Raw genomic sequence first — 16,709 nt, 5'->3', positions numbered from 1 at the left:
GGACGTCCGGCAGCGGCGCCAGCAGCGCGGAGGCGACGAACCCCAGCCGCAGCCGGCCGGTCTCACCGCGCGCCGCCCGGCCGGCGTCGACCGTGGCGGCCGTCATCTCGTGCAGCGCCCGCCGCGCCCGGGCGAGGAACGCCTCGCCGGCGGCGGTAGGGAACACGCCCTGACGCGTACGGTCGAACAGCCGGGCCCCGGTCTCGCGTTCCAGGTCGGCGATCTGCTTGGACAGCGGGGGCTGCGCGATGCCCAGCGCGCGGGCCGCCCGGCCGAAGTGCCCGTGTTCGGCGAGGGCGAGGGCGTACCGCAGGTGGCGTGCTTCCATACCCAGGAAGTATGCCCGCCTGGTGTCCCATATCTAGGGGTGGATGGCGTCGCGGTCGCCGACTGGAATGGCGGCCATGACGCCCCTTCTTGAGAACAACCCGGATCTTCTTGAGAACAACCCGGATCTTCTTGAGAACAACCCGGATCTTCTTGAGAACAACCCGGATCACACGGTCTTCGTCCTCGTCCACGGCGCCTGGCACGGCTCGTGGCAGTGGGCGGCGACGCAGCGCGCGCTCGCCGGCCTCGGTGCCGCCAGCGTGGCCGTCGACCTGCCGGGACACGGCTTCGACGCGCCCCTGCCCAGCGGATACCTGCTGCCCGGCCGGCCTGGGCTGGCGACCGAGCGGTCGGGGCTCGCCGACCTGACGATGGACGACTGCGCCGACGCCGTCCTGGACGTGCTGCGCCGGGTCCGCCGGTACGGCCGCGTCGTGCTCGTCGCCCACAGCGCGGGCGGCGGTCCCGCGTCGCTGGCCGCGGAGCGCGCGCCCGAGCTGGTCGACCGTCTCGTCTACCTCTCGGCGTTCGTCCCCGCCGGCCGCCCCCGCTTCTCCGACTACATCGGCGCTCCGGAGAACGCCGCCGCGCGGGGGCAGGGCCTCCACCTCGGCGATTCCCGTGCGCTGGGCGCCCTACGGATCGACCCGCTCTCCCCGGATCCCGCCTACGTCGAGGAGCTGCGGCTGGCCTACTACCACGACGTGCCCGCCGCCCGCTTCGACCGCTGGCGTTCCGCGCTCAGCCCCGATCTGCCGCTGGCCGTCACGGCGACACCCGTCCCCGTGACCGCGGCGCGGTGGGGCCGGATCCCGCGCACCTTCCTGCGCCTTTCGGACGACCGGGCGCTGCCGGCGGCCGTCCAGGACCTGATGATCGCGGAGGCCGACCGGGCCCTGCCGGGCGAGCCGTTCACCGTCCGCACCCTGCCGGGCGGGCACAGCCCGTTCGCCGCCCGGCCGGGGGAGCTCGCCAGGGTGCTGGTCCGGTGACCGCCACCGAAGACGCCCCGCGCGTGCCCGGGCCGGGCTCCGTCCGGTTCAGCCGGGCTCCGGCCCGCTCACAGGAGCGGCGCCAGCGAGAGCGGCAGTTCCAGGACGCGTGCGCCCAACGCGCCGACGGCGACGAGGGAATCGGCATGGCCGGTCACCAGCCCGCCCAGCACGTTCGCGTCGGCTTCCGCCTGTGCCGGAGACGCCAGAACCGCACCGTTGACCGCCAACAGCAGAGTGGTGGCGGCGATGGTCGCGATGCGACGGAAGCGTGTCATGTCCCGTGACTCCTCTGACGCGGTGGCGTTGACGGGCGTCCTGCCCACGCCGGGGACGATGACTCGGCCCGCACACCCGGGCGCCGGCCCGTGCGCCCCCGCGCCCGCGTACGCTCCCTCACGACACCTCCGCAGATGCCACCCGTACCACCGCCTGGTCCCCGTGCGGCCCGAACAGGTGCAGGATCTCGACCGCGTTCGTGCCCGCCGGGCCGAACCAGTGCGGCTCGCTGGTGTCGAACTCCGCCGCCTCGCCCGGGCGGAGGGTGAACTCGCGTTCACCGAGCAGCACGCGGAGCTCGCCCGCGAGAACATACAGCCACTCGTGGCCGACGTGGGTGACGAGCTTGGGCTCGCGGGGAGCGAGCACCTGTTTGAAGACCTGGACGCGGCCCGGGTACTGGGTGAGGGGCACCAGCACGCTCCCGGGCTTCCGGAGGTGAGGGCGCAGGTGAACGCGTGGGTCGCCGGTGGCCGGTGGGGCGACCAGTTGGTCGAGGGCGACGCGGTGGGTGCGGGCGAGGGGGATGAGCAGGTCGAGGGTGGGGCGTCGTTTGCCCGATTCCAGGCGGGAGAGCGTACTGAGGGAGATCCCGGTCTCGTCGGCGAGCGCTTCGAGAGTGAGGCCGCGGTCGCGCCGCAGCGCCCGCAGCCGCGGCCCGATGGCCGCCAGGGTCTCGGCCAGTTCGGTGTCCGGGGTGGGCGTGGGGTCCATGGTGGTCATTTTGCGGTCTTCGCAAAGGTGCTGGGCGGGCGCCACCGCCCGAACCGAGCATGGTCCGGCAGACGAAACCGGACAGAAGGTGGGCTTTGGTGACCGCGACGACTTCCTCCATGCCATCCGATGAGCCCGAAGGGCCGCCCCGACTCACAGCCCCCGCCTCCGTCCCATCCTCACCCCCACTCACCACCCGCCGCCGATGGACGATCCTCGCCGTCTGCGCGTTCAGCATGTTCCTCGTCGGCCTGGACACCACCATCGTCAACGTGGGCCTGCCCGAGATCGGCCGCGGCCTCGGCGTGGACACCCGCGGCCTGGAGTGGGTCGTGGACGCCTACACCGTGGTCCTGGCCAGCCTCCTCATCGCGTCCGGCGCCCTCGCGGACCGCTTCGGCCGCCGCCGGGTCTTCCAGACCGGCCTGGGCGTCTTCGGCGCCGCGTCCCTCGCCTGCGCGTTCGCCCCGAACCCCGGCCTGCTCGTGGCCGCCCGGGCCGTCCAGGGCGTCGGGGCGTCGATGCTGAGCCCGGTCGCCCTGGCGATCGTCGTCAACGCGATGCCCGATCCGCGCGAGCGGGCGCGCGCGATCGGCGTGTGGGGCTCGGTGTTCGGGCTCAGCATGGCGGCGGGCCCGGTGACCGGCGGCGCGCTCATCGCCGCGTTCGGCTGGCGGTCGGTGTTCTGGATCAACGCACCGGTGATCGTCGCGGCGCTCGTGCTGGTCGCGGTGTTCGTACCGGAGTCCCGCGGGCAGCGCACCCGACGCGTCGACCTGCCCGGACAGATCCTGCTCACGGCGGCGCTGTGCCTGGCGGTCGGCCTCCTGATCGAGGGCCCCCGCGTCGGCTGGACGTCGCCCTGGGCCGTGGCCGGGTACGCGGCGTTCGCCGCGACGGCGATCGCCTTCGTCCTGGCCGAGCGCCGGCAGCGCGAACCCCTCATGGACCTGGGCCTCTTCAAACGCCCGCCCTTCGCCGCGGCGGTGCTCGGCGCCGTGGCGGTGTTCGTCGCGCTGAACGTGACGCTCCTCCTCAACACCCTCTACCTCCAGCACACCCGCGGCTGGACACCGCTCGCGACGGGCGCCGCCACGCTGCCCATGGCGTTCGGGGCCATGCTGTGCGCGCCGCTGTCCGGCGCCTTGGTGGCGTGCCTCGGGCCCCGGCGCCCGCTCCTCGCCGCCGGCGCGCTGATCGCCGCGGGCGGCCTGTGCCTGACCGACCTCGGCCGCGACACCGGCGTCCCGCCCCTCCTCCTCGCGTACCTCCTCATCGGCGCCGGGTTCGGCTTCGCCAACGCCCCGATCACCAACACCGCCGTCAGCGGCCTCCCGCCGTCCCGGGCCGGCGTGGCCGGAGCGATCACCTCCACGGCGCGGCAGGTCGGCTCGGCGGTGGGCATCGCCATCGCCGGCGGCCTGGCCGCGGGCGTCGCCCCGGACCGCCTCGCCCACGCGGCCCGCCCGGGCTGGCTCCTCGTGACGGCCTGCGGCCTGCTCCTCCTGGCGGTGGCCAGGGCCTCCCGGGGGACGGTACCGAAGGCCGGCTGACGCGACGGCCGTTCCCCCGGGGCCGCCGTCCCCCACCCGCCAACCTGGTCCTGCCCGCCGCCCACCACGCCGGGAGCACCGATCATTGACCCGACGCCGCCACGGCAACGCGTTCGTCTGCTGTGACCCGTGCCCGGGCCGTCGCGTCCTCCCCACCTCCAATGACGAGGTCAGCCCGGCCAAGTGCACTCGCTGTGGGCGCGCCGCCGCGACATCCGGTGGTGGACCGGAAGCGGTCGGCCCTAGCATGCCTCCGTGATCAGAGCTGTGGTCTTCGACGTCGGTGAATGCCTCGTGGACGAGACGAGGGAATACGGGACCTGGGCGGACTGGTTGGGGGTGCCGCGCCACACGTTCGCCGCCGCCTTCGGAGCGGTCATCGCTCAAGGCCGGGACTACCGGGAGACGTTCCAGGTCTTTCGCCCGGGTTTCGACCTCCGCGAGGAGCGGGAGAAGCGCGCGGCGGCCGGGAAGCCGGAATGGTTCGGTGAGGCCGACCTATACCCGGACGTACGGCCCGCTCTGCGTCAACTTCGTTCCGCCGACCTGTGGCTCGCCATCGCGGGTAACCAGACCGTCCGCGCGGGCGGGCTGCTCCGTGAGTTGTTCCGAGAGGACGTAGACCTCATCGGTACGTCGGACGACTGGGGTGCGAGCAAGCCCGACCCCGAGTTCTTCGCTCGTGTCGCCAAAGCGGTGCCTTTCGAGGCCGAGGAAACCCTGTACGTGGGTGACCGGTTGGACAACGACATCCGACCGGCCGTCGTGGCCGGGATGCGGACGGCTCTGGTCCGTCGCGGCCCGTGGGGCATCATTCAGCAGGATGATCCGCTCGCCTCGGAACTGCCGACCTTCCGCATCGACCGCCTCACCGAACTGACGGCACTGATCGACGACTTCAATCGCGCAGGGCGCTGACCGTCGTTCCCCAGGCGAACAACTGGTCGTCAAGGGACCTCACACATGCCTCGTGGCGCCACGCCGTCAGGGCGCGCCGAGCCTCCCTTACGCGCTCCATCCCTGTGGCGTACCAAGTGGTCGTCAGGAAGCTCAGCGCGCGCGTCGCGTAGGAGCAGGCTTCCAGCGGACGTTTGGCCATGGCCTCTACCATGGCCAAGTCGGCCAGTACGACCGATCGCTGTTTGTCCGCCTCCTGCGGCAGGCGGTCCAGGACCACAAGCAGGGTCTCGCGTGCCTGTGGGAGGTGCCCTGCCGTCAGCTGCACGTGTCCTTTGAACGAGGCGAGCCGAACCTCGTCGAACCAGTCGAGCCATGCCGGGGACGGGCCGGCGCCCGCGTCCGCGGTGATCAGCGCCTCACCATGGTGGATCAAGCGCAGAGCGGTGCGGTGGTGACCGCACCGCGTCTCGCACTCCGCCTCCACGGCGTCGAGCCACGCCAGGAATCGCGCCGATGGGCTGCCGCGACGTGCGTAGGCACGGGCCGCGGCCATGCGCTCCATTGCCTCGTCACGACGCCCGCTCCACCCGGGCAGGAAGGCGGTGTGGGCCAGCACGGCACTGCCCAGCAGCGTGTCGTCGGCTTCCGCAGCTGCCTGGAGGGCCCGGAGGAAGGTTCCGCGCGCTCTATCCGGCCGACGTAGATCGAAGAACTCGATCCTGCCCGCGAGCAGGAAGGACTCCGCCAGCGTTCCGGCGACGGATCGCCGGCACTCGCCGGCCGTCTCCGTGAGCAAGGTGCAACCGAGCCGGTTGTGACCGAGTACCGCTGGATGCAGCGTCGACGGGGCGATGCTCCAGTAGAGCCGTCGATGGGCCTCGGTCACTACGAGGAAATCCCTACTCACGGTGTCCGGCCGCGGGGACCGGGGGCTGACCGGAGTGATGGCGATGCCGTCGTCCGGCGGCCAGGAGGCGACGGAAAGTGAATGCCGGCGCCAAGCCGTGGCGTGGCCGTCCGCCGCGGCCCAGGGAGGAGTGAAGCCGAGTTCCTCCAGTGTCTGTCCCAGGAGGTGACTGACGACTCGTCCCGCGTCGGGGTGCGGCCACGGCGGTCTGGCCGACTCCCATCGGCGGATCTGTCTGACGCCGACGGAGAGGCAGCGCAGGCCTAGGCCCTCGGCAGCCTTGGCGATCGCTTCCGCGAACTGCTGCTGGGAGCCGTAACCCGCCGCAAGGCGAGCTGCCTTGAGGCGTGTGTTGCCGAGGGCGTGTGGCACGAGGTCACCTCCTGTGAGACATGGCCGCGACGTTCCCACAGGAAGCCCTGTCATCAAGCGCCTTTCACCCCATCGGCTTGCCGCCGTCCTCAGTCGGTCCGCCCAGTGTCCCCTCGAAGTCCTCGTGCCGTCACCGGGCACTGAGCAACGCTGCGGGAGTGGCGTTGCGCACTCCGCGCCGCGCTGACGCGTCCCTCACCGACGATTGGAGCCTACTGTGATCAGGTACAACGCCGACTGGCTCGTCTCCCGCGACCCCCGCCCCCGCGAGATCCGTGAGACGTGGATGCGTGATGCCCCCGCTATGCTCCGCACGGGTCTGCACTTCGAAGCCGTCCGGCTGGCCGCCGGCGTGCTCGGCATCGCGGCCGGCAGCGGTGCGCGGGAGGCGGTCGAGGAAGCCTTCAGGGCAGCCGGTGTCGAGGACTCCGTCATCGCCGATCCCTCCGGCCGCTGGTTCTACGCGCTGGTGCCGACCGGGACGGCCAGGGAATGGGACGTCCCCGGCGTCCACGTGCTGGCCGCTGACCACTACCTCGGCGTTCCGGCGCCGCACCGGGCGGATCCACCGGGTACCCACTGGTTTCTGTGCCCGCCGCAGGACGAGGGGGACCTCTGTGATCCGGTGGCCCTGCGGAGGTTGATCGCGGTGGCGTGTGCTCGGGCGGCGGAAGCGGAGCCGGCGGATGCGCTGAGGGTCGTCAACCATCCCAGTAGGCCCTCTGCTTGGAGACGGTGACAGGCGCGGACGAAGTGGTCGCCTCTACTCCCGCCCCCACCAAGCGAGTTGTCCACTGAGACCCCTCCGCCCGACGGGATCCCCTCACCCGCCCCCGGCGGTACGCTCGTCGCGTCGGGCTGCGTTACCGGAGGGAGTGGAGCGCATGGCGGGCGAGGTGCGGCGGCGGCGGTCGGGCCGGGAGTTGAGTGGGCGGGAGGTGGGGGAGGATCCGTTCACGCTGGGGGTCGCCTCCGGGGATCCGCTGCCCGACGGGGTGGTGCTCTGGACGAGACTGGCGCCGCGGCCGCTGGAAGTGGACGGCGGGTTACCGCCGGAGTGTCGGATTCCGGTGGAGTGGGCGATCGCGGCCGACGAGGGGTTGCGGGACGTCGTGTGCGGCGGGGTCGCGGTGGCCGACGGGGCGGACGCGCACAGCGTGCACGTCGAGGTCGACGGGCTGGAGCCGGGCCGCACGTACTGGTACCGCTTCCACTGCGGCCGGTGGACCAGCCCGGTGGGCCGGACGCGGACCGCGCCGGCGCCCGGGGCGGACGTCCGGCGGGTGCGGATGGGGCTCGCCTCGTGCCAGCAGTACGACGAGGGGTACTACACGGCCCTCGCGCACCTCGCGGGGGAGGAGCTGGACGCGGTCCTCTTCGTCGGGGACTACATCTACGAGAACGAGATCAACGCCCAGGCGGGAGCCCGCGGTTACACGGGTGAACAGCAGCTTCCGGAAGTGTTCGACCACTGGCTGACCACCCTCGACGGCTACCGGCTGCGCTACGCGCTCGGCAAGACCGACGCCGACCTCCGGGCCGCGCACGCCGCGCACCCCTGGATCGTCACCTGGGACGACCACGAGGTCGAGAACAACTACGCCGCCGCCGTCTCCCAGCGCAACCTGCCCGCCGAGGAGTTCCTGCGCCGCCGCGCCGCCGCCTACCAGGCGTACTGGGAGCACATGCCGCTCCGCGAGGAGCAGCGCCCCCGCGGCCCTGACGCCCGGCTGTACCGGCGGTTCCGGTACGGGGACCTGGCGCGGTTCGACGTCCTCGACACCCGGCAGTACCGGTCGGACCAGGCGTACGGGGACGGCTGGAAGTACCCCGGGCCCGAGTCCGAGGACCCCGCGCGGACGCTCACCGGGGCCGAGCAGGAGGAGTGGCTGCTCGACGGCTTCCGGGAGTCACCCGCGACCTGGGACGTCGTCGTCCAGCAGGTGGCCTTCTGCCAGCGGAAGGGCAACGTCGGGCGGGCGCGGGTGTCGATGGACGCCTGGGACGGCTATCCCGCCTCGCGGAACCGGGTCCTCCAGGGCGCGCGGGACGCCGGGACCGCCAACCTCGTCGTCCTCTCCGGCGACGTCCACGTCCACTACGCGATGGACATCAAGGAGGACTTCGACGACCCGTCGTCCGTCACCCTGGGGGTCGAGATCGTCGGCACCTCCGTCTCCAGCGGCTTCGACGGGGTCGAGCGGCCGGACGACTGGGAGAACGTGATGCGGGTCAATCCGCACATCAAGTACTACGCGGAGCGCCGGGGTTACGTCGTCGTCACCTTCACGCCGGAGAGCGTCCGGGCGGACTTCCGCGTCCTGCCGTACGCCACGCGGCCAGGGGCGCCGGTCGGCACGGACGCGAGTTTCGTGTCGCGGGCGGGGCGGCCGGGGTTCGTCCCGGCGTGAGCCGGCCGCCGCCCTGACCCCGAAGGCTCCGGCCCCACTGCACTGTGCAAACATTCGATCGAATATTTGTCCCCTAGTGCAGTGAGTCGCGTTGACACCACACAGATGGTCCCGGAGCCTTGCCACCGTCATCGCCATGGCGGCGTGCGGCGCCTCCGCCACCGCCGCCGTGGCGGCCCCGAAGCCCACGCCCTCCGCGCCGGCGCCCGCGTCGCCCTCCGTGTCGGCGTCCGCGCCGGCCGCCAAGTCGGACCCGGCCGCCGTCGAGAGCTACTGGACGGCCGACCGCCTGGCCTCCGCCGTTCCGCTGGACGCCGGCAAGGGCGCGCCCATCGCGTCCCCGCGCCCCGGAACGAACCAGCTCGCCCCGCCCGGACCCGTCGGCACCGCCCCCAAGGGCACCCCGAAGGGCGTGTACGGGGACGGCATACCCGCCCTCGGCACGTTCTTCTTCAACGACAAGGCCACCGGCGCCACGTACTGCTCCGCGAGCATCGTCCGCAGCGCGCACCGGAACCTCGTCCTCACCGCCGGCCACTGCGCCAAGCACGCCGCGGACAAGGGCATCTTCATCCCGCAGTTCCGCAAGGGCAAGGCGGTGAAGGACCAGCCCTTCGGCGGCTACCCGGTCCAGAAGGCGTTCCTCTACGCCAACTACGAGGCCAACAGCATGCGCGCCGACTCCGACCTCGACTTCGCCTTCCTGCGCGTCGGCCCGGAGTACAAGCGCAAGAAGCAGGTGGAGGACGTCACCGGCGCCGGCCTGCGGCTGCGGAACACGCCGCGCCTCGCCAACCAGGTCACCGTCCACGGCTACCCGCACCTGAGCGGCAACGGCCAGCGGGCGATCAGCTGCACCGTGCCGACCGAGCGGCTCGCGGGCTTCCGCCAGATGCTGATGCGCTGCTCCGGGTTCTACGGCGGCGTCTCCGGCGGTCCGTGGATCACCGGCTACAACGCCAAGACCCGCACCGGCGACGTCGTCGGCAACGTCGGCGGCTACTACGGCGGCGGCCCGCCGCGCAGTTCCGGCCACGACGACTGGGTGAGCTACTCACCCGTCTACGGGCAGGAGATCCAGGACCTCTACCGCTCCGCCGTCGCGGACCGCGCCCCGGGCAAGGCCCCGCTGCGCGGCCTCTACGAGGGCCGGCTGCCCGGCGGCGCGGGCACCTGGAAGTACGCCACCCACGTCGTCGCCGCCGACCTCGACGGCAACGGACGCGACGACCTGCTGGTCATCTGGAAGGACGGCGAGGCCACGCTCTACCCGGGCGACGGCCGCGGCGGCTTCGGCACCCCGCGCACGCTCGCGCAGCCGAAGAGCTTCTGGAAGAACGCCCGCTCGGTCACCGCGGGCGACTTCACCGGCGACGGCCGCCCCGACCTCATGGTCCTGTGGGCCAAGGACGAGAAGAAGGACGTCACCACCGGCAAGGTGAGCGTGTACTCCGACATCAGCGCCGCGCGTCTGTCCGGCACCAAGGAGTACGTGGTCCAGAAGGCCGGCTCCGGCTGGAAGTACGCCACCGCGATCACCGCCGGCGCCTTCAACTCGGCGAAGGCGAACGACGTCGTCGTCCGCTGGAAGGACGGCGACGTCACCCTGCACAGCGGCGTGACCGGCAGCGGCACCGGCCGCGAGCGGACGCTGGTGAAGAAGGACGCCGCCTGGAAGGACGCCGTCTCCCTCACCACCGGGCAGCTCTCCGGCAAGGGCACCGACCTGCTGGTCCGCCGGGCGAACGGCACGCTGGAGGCCTTCTCCGGCATCACCGCGTCCTCCGGCGGCCTCGGCAAGGGCACCGTCCTGCAGCCCGGCCACCCGTCGTACACCCGGAACTCCGCGATGGCCGCCGGAAACTTCACCGGCTCCGGCCGACGGGACGACCTGCTGGTGCGCTGGGTCGAGGGTGAGACCTCGCTCTACGAGGACACCACGCCGCAGCGGATCGGCACCTGGAAGACCATGGTGTCGCCGTGAGGTGACGTCCGCGACACGAACACCGCGCTCGAACGGGGCGGCACCGGCGACCTGCCGGTGCCGCCCCCGCCATTCCGGCGCCGCGGGCCGATCAGGCATGAACCAAGCGAATCCTGGGGGGAACAGAGATGGACGTCGACATCACAACGCACCAAGTGCGCCGAGGGGGGAACGGAACCCGGACAGCCGCCGAGACGGCGGTGGAGAACCTGGGCAAGTCGCTCGACTCCAGTGAGAAAGTCGCCGGCAACGATCACGGCTGGGCCTCGGCGGGCGCGCTGAAGCGCTGCGCGGCCGCGTGGGAGAACCACATGGTCGACCTGGCCAAGCAGATGAACACCATGGCCGAGAATCTGCACGGGGCGGCGAACGACTACGACGCCACGGACAAGCAGGCCCGTGACGCCGCGCGCAGGCTCCAGCACGGCCTGGACGACTTCGGGGGGAAGTGACGCGTGGTCTCGTATCACGACCTGTACAGCTGCCACGTCGATCAGTGGAAGAAGGCGGCCGACGACTGGATCGCCCTGGCCCGGCGTTCCTCCACGGCGGCGGACGACGTCCGCGACCAGGGCAAGAAGCCGCTCGACGACCACTGGGCGGACGCCATGGGCAAGAAGGCGGGCGGCCGCCTGGAGGACCTGGCCAACCGCCTTGAGGCCGGCGGAGACATCATCAAGGGAGTCGCCATGATCATCGACGGGCTGGCCTCGTCGATGGAATGGTCCCAGCGCACGCTGTTCCACGCGGTGGAACTGGCCGCCGAGCACGGACTGGAAATCCGGGACGGCCGCGCGGTGGGGGTGTATTCGGGCGCGGCGCCCATGGGGCCCAACATCCCCCAGAAGGTGCGCGACGACTACCGGAAGGAGCAAGGGTACATATCCCAGGTCAACGACCTGATCGACGAGGCGCTGCGGCAGGCCGGGCAGGCGGACGCGAAGGCGTCCGCCGCGTTGGACAAGCTGGCGACGAAAATCGATGTGTCGGACACCAGCGTCGCGCACAACGACATCCTGACCGAAACCGCCCACCTAGAGATCGACATGCTGAGGGGCGACATACCGGTCGGAAAGGACCCGCACCTCGTCCGCGAGTGGTGGGACGGGCTGACGCCGGCCCAGCGCAAGGCGCTGATGCTGGCGGACCCGGTGACCATCACCGACCTGAAGGGCCTGCCACCCGAGGTCGGGCGGGAGATCCGGGGCTCCGACAAAAAGATCGACCGCGTCGAGATGGTGCGCTACGCCTTGGACCACTGGGACAAGTCCGACGACGTCAGTTTCGACAGCAACTGCGCGAACTTCGTTTCTTCCTCCCTTGAGGCTGGTGGAATGAAGAAGAAGTTCACCACGTGGTTGGGGCCGCACGGCGACAACACTTGGGGACGGGAAAGCGGCATAGGGAACGACTGGTGGGACGGGCGGGCGTACTATTCCCGTTCCTGGGCGGCGGCCAAGGACCTTCAGCACTTCCTCACGCGCAGTGGTGGTGAAGAGGTGTCGAGGTCACAAGCGCGTCCTGGGGACGTCATTTTCTACCAGCAGATAGCCGATGACCCGAAAGGTGAGCCGCAGGGCGAGACTTACCATGCCGCGGTCGTCACTTCCGTGACTCCGGACGGCGATATCAAGATCACCCAACATAGTGGCTCCTGGCAGAACGTGAGCCTCGACGCTCGGGAGCACGTCGCGGCCAGAAACCACGGCGAACAGCGCATCTATGTAGTCCGCCCTCATCCGGATTGGTACTGATGGACACGTCGACCTCCCCCTTGTCCGAGGAATCAGGACGTGGGCGTCCCGTTACGCCAGGCTTTCTGGCCGCCGCGCTGTGGGTGCCGTTCGCGACCGTTGTCGGTGTGATCGTGTCGTGGCAGGTCCAGGGCATCCATGGTGACTGGGTCGACCGCCAGCAGGCGGCGTGTCAACGCATGCCCTTCCCGAAGGCACAACACTTCGCCGCGTGGACGGGCCTGGCTCTGGGCATCTCCGCCGTCGTCGTTTGTGTGCTGCTTGCCCGACAAATCCGTCGGAGGCGCGGTACCCGGCTGGCGGACACCAAGCTGGGGCTCCTGGCTTGCACCGGTGCCTGGCTTGGAGCGCTGACCATTCCGGTCGAGCTGTTCCTGCTGTACGCCACCTACTCACCGGACCCCTCGGGGTCGATCCTGGGCGACTGCGGGTAGTCCGTGGTCCGCAGGTCCCCCGGACGACCGGTGGTCCATGGGCTGACGGCCGGAGCGGCTCAAGCGGCCGGAGTCGTCCGCCCGGACGAGGTGTGGGAGCCGTCGCGGTGGGGCAGGCGGGGTGATCGCTTGGTTCGCGCCCGCGGACGGAACGCCGGCCGTGCCCGCGCCGTGCCTCGGAAGGCCCCACGCACCGTCCCGGTGCTGCCTTTCCCGTGCCCGGCAGGCCGAGGTGACGGGGTCGCAGCCGCAGCCGCAGCCGCGGCCACGGCCACGGACACCCGGCCACGGACACCCGGCCACGGACACCCGGCCACGGCCCGTGCGGCGGCCGTGGGCATGGGCCGCCGGCTCAACGGGGAGCCGCGACCCGCCGATACCAAAGCGACGCAGGAGACCGCTGAGGAGGAGACGGGCGATGGTGCAGGAGTGGCACATGGCGGCCAATATCGGGGCCGGGCTGGGGCTGGGCTCGGTCATCGGGCTGGAGCGCCAGTGGCGGGCCCGGATGGCGGGGCTGCGGACGAACGCGCTCGTCGCCGCCGGGTCCGCGCTCTTCGTGCTCCTGTCCACCTTCGGCTTCTCCGACGCCACCAGCACCACCGGCTACGACGGGTCCCGGGTGGCCGCCCAGATCGTCTCGGGCATCGGCTTCCTCGGCGCGGGCGTCATCATGCGGGACGGCCTGAGAGTGCGCGGCCTGAACACGGCCGCCACCCTGTGGTGTTCGGCCGCCGTCGGCGCCCTCGCCGGCACCGGCCTGTACGTGATCGCGATCCTCGGCACGGCCGGCGTCGTCGCCGCCAACACCCTGCTGCGGCCGCTCGCCCGGCGGCTGGACCGGGAGCCGCGTGGCGGGGCGGAGGTGGCGACCGACTACCACTTCGAGGTCGTCTGCACCGAGCCCGAGGAGGCCCACGTCCGCACCCTCGTCGTGCAGGCCGTCGGCCGCCCCGGCTTCCGGCTGCGCTCGGTGCACAGCCGGGACGCCGAGGACGCCGGGAAGGTCACCGTCTCCGCCGAGCTGACCACCGAGCGCCGCGACGACAGCCTCCTGGAGGAGGCCGTCAGCCGGCTCTCCCTCGAACCGGCGGTCTCGGCGGTCAGCTGGACGGTCCTGAACGCCTCCGACGAGGAGTCGGAGGGGGACGACGGGGATGACGGGGACGACGGCTACGGACCGGCCGGGCGGGCCCGGCGGCGGGTGCGGCACCTGTTCACCGGGCGGTGACCTCCCCCTGGCCGGCCCCCGCCGCCGTACGGCGGAACGTGAAGGGGCAGTGCGGCCCGCCGTGCCCGATGGTCGTCGGCCGTTCGAAGGCGAAGCCGTGCCGCTCGGGGTCGATGGCGTCGCTCCAGTTGGCGTCGAAGGCGCAGAGCACGGGCGTCAGCCGCCCGGCGCCGTTCGCCTCCAGCACCTGGTGGTAGTAGCAGTGGTCCACCCGGGCGACGTGCTCGTGGTCGTCGTCACGGGGGTGGCTGAAGGTGAAGGCGGGGCCGAAGTAGTCGCGTTCGCGTTGCCGGTTGTACGCCACCATCAGCGCGAACGGGTCCGGCGCGGCGTCGAGCGCGGCGGCGACGCCCGCCAGCATCCCGGCGCGGAGCGGTTCGACGAACGTCCGCTCCAGGAGCGGCAGCAGCTCCTCGTCGGGGAGCTCGGGGGAGAGCTCCCGGTACGCGGCGAGGACGGCGAGGGAGACGGCCAGGTGGTGGCGGGTCGGCTCGTCCCCGGCCCGGTGCCGTTGGTCGGCGCGGAGGCGCTCGTACCGGTCGCGGAGGCGGGCGGGCAGGCCGTCGAGGTCGGCGGGCAGGCCGTCGCGAGCGGGGCGGGTCTCGGCGAGCGCGGTGAAGAACGCCTCGATCGCCAGGAGGGTCTGGTCCAGCAGGTCGGAGGTCGGGGAGGAAGCGGGGGAGGAGGTGGTCTCGGGTGAGTGGCGGGTCTCGGGTGAGTGGTGGGTCACGGGGACTCCCAGTGGTCGGGCCTCTCCCGGACCGGCGGCACACGTCCGTCGCGGTACGCGTGACGGCCGGTCCCGGGGCGAGGCGGAGCCGGCCGGCGCACCCACCTACCACCATGGCGCCGACCTGATGTATTCGTTTGACGGACCATGATGGTGGCTCGTGGGACGGGCGTCAATCGGCTCCGGCCGGCCGGGAGGCCGATAACGGTTCGACGCGTTGAGCTCCCACCGATCACACTGGCCCCATGCGTATACGCCCGCCCCAGCCCGCCGAACTGCCGCTCCTCCAGGACGTCGAACGGGCCGCCGGGGAGCGGTTCCGCGAGGTCGGCATGGCGGAGATCGCCGCCGACGAACCGCTTCCGCTCGACGAGTTGGAGATCTACCGCCGGAACGGGCGCGCGTGGGTGGCCACGGCGCCGTCGCGATCGCCCGAGGGTTCGGAATCGGACGTTCCGGTGGCGTACCTGCTCGCCGACCGGATCGACGGCAACCTCCACGTCGAGCAGGTCTCCGTCCACCCCGCCGCCGCCCGCCGAGGCGTCGGCCGCGCCCTGCTGGAGCACCTGGCCTCCGTCGCCCGCGCGGCGGGGATCCCCGCGCTCACCCTCACCACCTTCGCCGACGTCCCGTGGAACGCGTCCTACTACGAGCGCTGCGGCTTCCGCGTGCTGGCCGCGGACGAGATCACTCCGGAGCTCCGGGCGGTCCGGGAACAGGAAGCGGCGCACGGGCTGGACCGGTGGCCGCGGGTGTGCATGCGGCGGGAGGTGTGAGAGGGGCGGTGCCCGGAAGCGTCTGCCCGCACCCGCCCGCGAAAGCGGGGGACACCCGTGCCACTCCGGCGGTGGCTCGTGCCTCCATCGGGTGAACGGACGGGCGCACCGGGCCGGGCGGGCCCCGCAAGCCAGTAGGAAAGGCACATGCCGCCCAGAACGACACCGACCGAACGCCAGAAGAGGCTGGGGAGCGAGCTGCGCAAGATGCGCACCGCGGCCGGGGTTTCCACCGACTACGCCGCCCGCCTGCTCGGCGTCGACCGTACGAAGATCTCGCACATGGAGTCGGGGACGCGCGTCGTCTCGCCCGAGCGCCTGCGCATCCTCGCCTGCAACTACGCGTGTTCCGACGAGCGGTACATCGAAGCGCTCGCCGACATGGCCACCGACCGCAAACAGGGCTGGTGGGAGCGGTACCGCGCGGACCTGCCACCCGGCATGCTCGACGTCGCGGAGCTGGAGTGGCACGCGGAACGGGTGCTGACCTCGCAGGTCATGCACCTCCCCGGACTCCTCCAGACCGAGGACTACGCCCGTTCCATCTTCGCGGCCGTGCTGCCGCCGCCGAGCCGGCTGGAGGTGGAGCTCCGGGTGGCCTTCCGGATGGCCAGGGCCCGGGTCCTGGCCGGCGACCGGCCGCTGGACTACGTCGGGTACATCCACGAGACGGCGCTGCGGACGCGGTTCGGCGGCCGGGACGTGGCCCGGCGGCAGCTGGAGTACCTGGCCGAGGCGTCCGAGCGGGACCACGTGGTCCTGCGGGTCGTGCCGGTCTCCAGTGGCGCGTTTCCGGGGGCCGGCAACTCGCTGGTGTACGCGGAGGGGCCGGTGCGGCAGCTGGACACGGCGCAGCTGGATTCCGAGCTCGGGCCGCTCTTCTGGCATGCGGAGCTGCAGTTGGCGAAGTGCCGCTCACAGCTGGAGTGGATGGAGAACGCGGCTCTGGGGCGGGACGAGTCGCGGTCCCTCATCCGTGCGGTGGCGCGGGAGGTTTGAGGCGCCCCGGGCCCGCCCCCGGAGGAGCCACCCCCCATCAGGCCCGCCGGCCGGTTACTCGGCGCGGGGCCTGTCCGCGCTGGACAGCCGGCTGAGCCAGGCGGCCTGCCGGCGCGTCTCGCGGTTGCGGTCCGACTCGGCCTTGTTGCAGACGGGACACGGGTGAACCAGCCTGGACCCGTTCAGGAGTTCCTCCTTGACGAAGCCCTCGTTGTTGCACTTGTTGCACACGACGCCTCCTAGCGGTGTTCGATACGGCCGGTCCCGTCGCAGTCGGTGCACGCGCTTGTCAGGCCGTCGCCGTCGGTCACGTACCCGGATCCGGTACAGGTCGAACAGGGCG

General features: G+C 71.8%; 18 protein-coding genes. 12 read left to right on the top strand and 6 right to left on the bottom strand.

Annotation, left to right across the window (positions count from 1 at the left end; genetic code table 11):
* Window positions 1–328: LysR family transcriptional regulator (locus tag JNW98_RS11175; protein ID WP_223767988.1), on the bottom strand; the 328-nt coding region annotated here is incomplete at its 3' end.
* A 67-nt stretch (window positions 329–395) separates the two neighbouring features.
* Here JNW98_RS11175 and JNW98_RS11170 point away from each other — a divergent pair.
* Window positions 396–1,322, top strand: a complete 927-nt coding sequence (locus tag JNW98_RS11170) for an alpha/beta fold hydrolase (RefSeq protein WP_372459213.1) — start codon at window positions 396–398, stop codon at window positions 1,320–1,322.
* A 68-nt stretch (window positions 1,323–1,390) separates the two neighbouring features.
* Here JNW98_RS11170 and JNW98_RS11165 read toward each other — a convergent pair whose 3' ends face one another.
* Both JNW98_RS11165 and JNW98_RS11160 read right to left on the bottom strand, forming a co-directional pair.
* Window positions 1,391–1,600 carry a hypothetical protein gene (locus JNW98_RS11165; RefSeq protein ID WP_223767986.1) on the bottom strand — a complete coding sequence of 70 codons (210 nt, stop codon included), beginning with the start codon at window positions 1,598–1,600 and terminating at the stop codon, window positions 1,391–1,393.
* A 118-nt stretch (window positions 1,601–1,718) separates the two neighbouring features.
* Window positions 1,719–2,315 (bottom strand): helix-turn-helix domain-containing protein, encoded by a 597-nt coding sequence (locus JNW98_RS11160; protein WP_223767985.1) that lies wholly within the window; start codon window positions 2,313–2,315, stop codon window positions 1,719–1,721.
* Between the two features lie 119 nt (window positions 2,316–2,434).
* Here JNW98_RS11160 and JNW98_RS11155 point away from each other — a divergent pair, with 119 nt between their 5' ends.
* Both JNW98_RS11155 and JNW98_RS11150 read left to right on the top strand, forming a co-directional pair.
* The gene (locus JNW98_RS11155; RefSeq protein WP_223767984.1) at window positions 2,435–3,868 is read left to right on the top strand and encodes an MFS transporter; all 1,434 of its coding nucleotides are present in this window, start codon (window positions 2,435–2,437) and stop codon (window positions 3,866–3,868) included.
* A gap of 255 nt (window positions 3,869–4,123) precedes the next feature.
* On the top strand, window positions 4,124–4,786 hold the full coding sequence (locus JNW98_RS11150; protein ID WP_223767983.1) for an HAD family hydrolase: 663 nt from the start codon (window positions 4,124–4,126) through the stop codon (window positions 4,784–4,786).
* Here JNW98_RS11150 and JNW98_RS11145 read toward each other — a convergent pair.
* Window positions 4,767–6,047, bottom strand: coding sequence for an NsdA family TPR-like regulatory protein (locus JNW98_RS11145; RefSeq protein ID WP_223767982.1), 1,281 nt, complete (start codon window positions 6,045–6,047; stop codon window positions 4,767–4,769). The two genes, JNW98_RS11150 and JNW98_RS11145, sit on opposite strands and share 20 nt — an antisense overlap.
* A 217-nt stretch (window positions 6,048–6,264) precedes the next feature.
* Here JNW98_RS11145 and JNW98_RS11140 point away from each other — a divergent pair, with 217 nt between their 5' ends.
* The 7 genes from JNW98_RS11140 to JNW98_RS11110 all read left to right on the top strand — a co-directional run bounded on the left by JNW98_RS11140 (window position 6,265) and on the right by JNW98_RS11110 (window position 13,861).
* Window positions 6,265–6,786, top strand: a complete 522-nt coding sequence (locus tag JNW98_RS11140) for a hypothetical protein (protein ID WP_223767981.1) — start codon at window positions 6,265–6,267, stop codon at window positions 6,784–6,786.
* Between the two features lie 145 nt (window positions 6,787–6,931).
* Window positions 6,932–8,458: an alkaline phosphatase D family protein gene (locus tag JNW98_RS11135; protein ID WP_223767980.1), complete on the top strand. Its 1,527-nt coding sequence runs from the start codon at window positions 6,932–6,934 to the stop codon at window positions 8,456–8,458.
* 91 nt (window positions 8,459–8,549) lie between these two features.
* Window positions 8,550–10,442, top strand: a complete 1,893-nt coding sequence (locus JNW98_RS11130) for an FG-GAP-like repeat-containing protein (protein ID WP_223767979.1) — start codon at window positions 8,550–8,552, stop codon at window positions 10,440–10,442.
* Window positions 10,443–10,570: 128 nt separating this feature from the next.
* Window positions 10,571–10,894, top strand: coding sequence for a type VII secretion target (locus JNW98_RS11125; RefSeq protein ID WP_223767978.1), 324 nt, complete (start codon window positions 10,571–10,573; stop codon window positions 10,892–10,894).
* Between the two features lie 3 nt (window positions 10,895–10,897).
* Complete coding sequence (locus tag JNW98_RS36575) at window positions 10,898–12,196, top strand: amidase domain-containing protein (protein WP_223767977.1); 1,299 nt, start codon at window positions 10,898–10,900, stop codon at window positions 12,194–12,196.
* Entirely contained in the window at window positions 12,196–12,630 is a 435-nt protein-coding gene (locus JNW98_RS11115) for a hypothetical protein (RefSeq protein ID WP_223767976.1), read from the top strand. Before JNW98_RS36575 ends, JNW98_RS11115 begins: the two co-directional genes overlap by 1 nt.
* Before the next feature lie 436 nt (window positions 12,631–13,066).
* A complete protein-coding gene (locus JNW98_RS11110) occupies window positions 13,067–13,861 on the top strand; it encodes an MgtC/SapB family protein (RefSeq protein ID WP_223767975.1) in 795 nt (264 codons plus the stop codon).
* Here the strand turns inward: JNW98_RS11110 and JNW98_RS11105 are convergent.
* Complete coding sequence (locus JNW98_RS11105; protein WP_223767974.1) at window positions 13,848–14,591, bottom strand: L-2-amino-thiazoline-4-carboxylic acid hydrolase; 744 nt, start codon at window positions 14,589–14,591, stop codon at window positions 13,848–13,850. The two genes, JNW98_RS11110 and JNW98_RS11105, sit on opposite strands and share 14 nt — an antisense overlap.
* Before the next feature lie 245 nt (window positions 14,592–14,836).
* Between JNW98_RS11105 and JNW98_RS11100 the strand changes: the two genes are divergently transcribed.
* On the top strand, window positions 14,837–15,367 hold the full coding sequence (locus tag JNW98_RS11100; protein ID WP_223767973.1) for a GNAT family N-acetyltransferase: 531 nt from the start codon (window positions 14,837–14,839) through the stop codon (window positions 15,365–15,367).
* 147 nt (window positions 15,368–15,514) lie between these two features.
* On the top strand, window positions 15,515–16,366 hold the full coding sequence (locus tag JNW98_RS11095) for a helix-turn-helix domain-containing protein (RefSeq protein ID WP_223767972.1): 852 nt from the start codon (window positions 15,515–15,517) through the stop codon (window positions 16,364–16,366).
* Window positions 16,367–16,420: 54 nt separating this feature from the next.
* Here the strand turns inward: JNW98_RS11095 and JNW98_RS11090 are convergent, their stop codons facing one another.
* Window positions 16,421–16,597, bottom strand: coding sequence for a hypothetical protein (locus tag JNW98_RS11090; protein ID WP_223767971.1), 177 nt, complete (start codon window positions 16,595–16,597; stop codon window positions 16,421–16,423).
* Between the last annotated feature and the right edge of the window lie 112 nt (window positions 16,598–16,709).

Source organism: Streptomyces huiliensis, from assembly GCF_020037025.1.
GTDB lineage: Bacteria > Actinomycetota > Actinomycetes > Streptomycetales > Streptomycetaceae > Streptomyces > Streptomyces huiliensis.
This window is presented reverse-complemented; position numbering and strand designations above follow the sequence as displayed.

Excerpts from the sequence above, each read along its gene's own strand:
- JNW98_RS11155 (WP_223767984.1), top strand. The coding sequence starts at position 2,435 with ATGCCATCCGATGAGCCCGAAGGGCCGCCCCGACTCACAGCCCCCGCC.
- JNW98_RS11165 (WP_223767986.1), bottom strand. The coding sequence starts at position 1,600 with ATGACACGCTTCCGTCGCATCGCGACCATCGCCGCCACCACTCTGCTG.
- JNW98_RS11125 (WP_223767978.1), top strand. The coding sequence starts at position 10,571 with ATGGACGTCGACATCACAACGCACCAAGTGCGCCGAGGGGGGAACGGA.
- JNW98_RS11170 (WP_372459213.1), top strand. The coding sequence starts at position 396 with ATGGCGGCCATGACGCCCCTTCTTGAGAACAACCCGGATCTTCTTGAG.
- JNW98_RS11135 (WP_223767980.1), top strand. The coding sequence starts at position 6,932 with ATGGCGGGCGAGGTGCGGCGGCGGCGGTCGGGCCGGGAGTTGAGTGGG.
- JNW98_RS11095 (WP_223767972.1), top strand. The coding sequence starts at position 15,515 with ATGCCGCCCAGAACGACACCGACCGAACGCCAGAAGAGGCTGGGGAGC.
- JNW98_RS11110 (WP_223767975.1), top strand. The coding sequence starts at position 13,067 with ATGGCGGCCAATATCGGGGCCGGGCTGGGGCTGGGCTCGGTCATCGGG.
- JNW98_RS11100 (WP_223767973.1), top strand. The coding sequence starts at position 14,837 with ATGCGTATACGCCCGCCCCAGCCCGCCGAACTGCCGCTCCTCCAGGAC.
- JNW98_RS11160 (WP_223767985.1), bottom strand. The coding sequence starts at position 2,315 with ATGGACCCCACGCCCACCCCGGACACCGAACTGGCCGAGACCCTGGCG.
- JNW98_RS11115 (WP_223767976.1), top strand. The coding sequence starts at position 12,196 with ATGGACACGTCGACCTCCCCCTTGTCCGAGGAATCAGGACGTGGGCGT.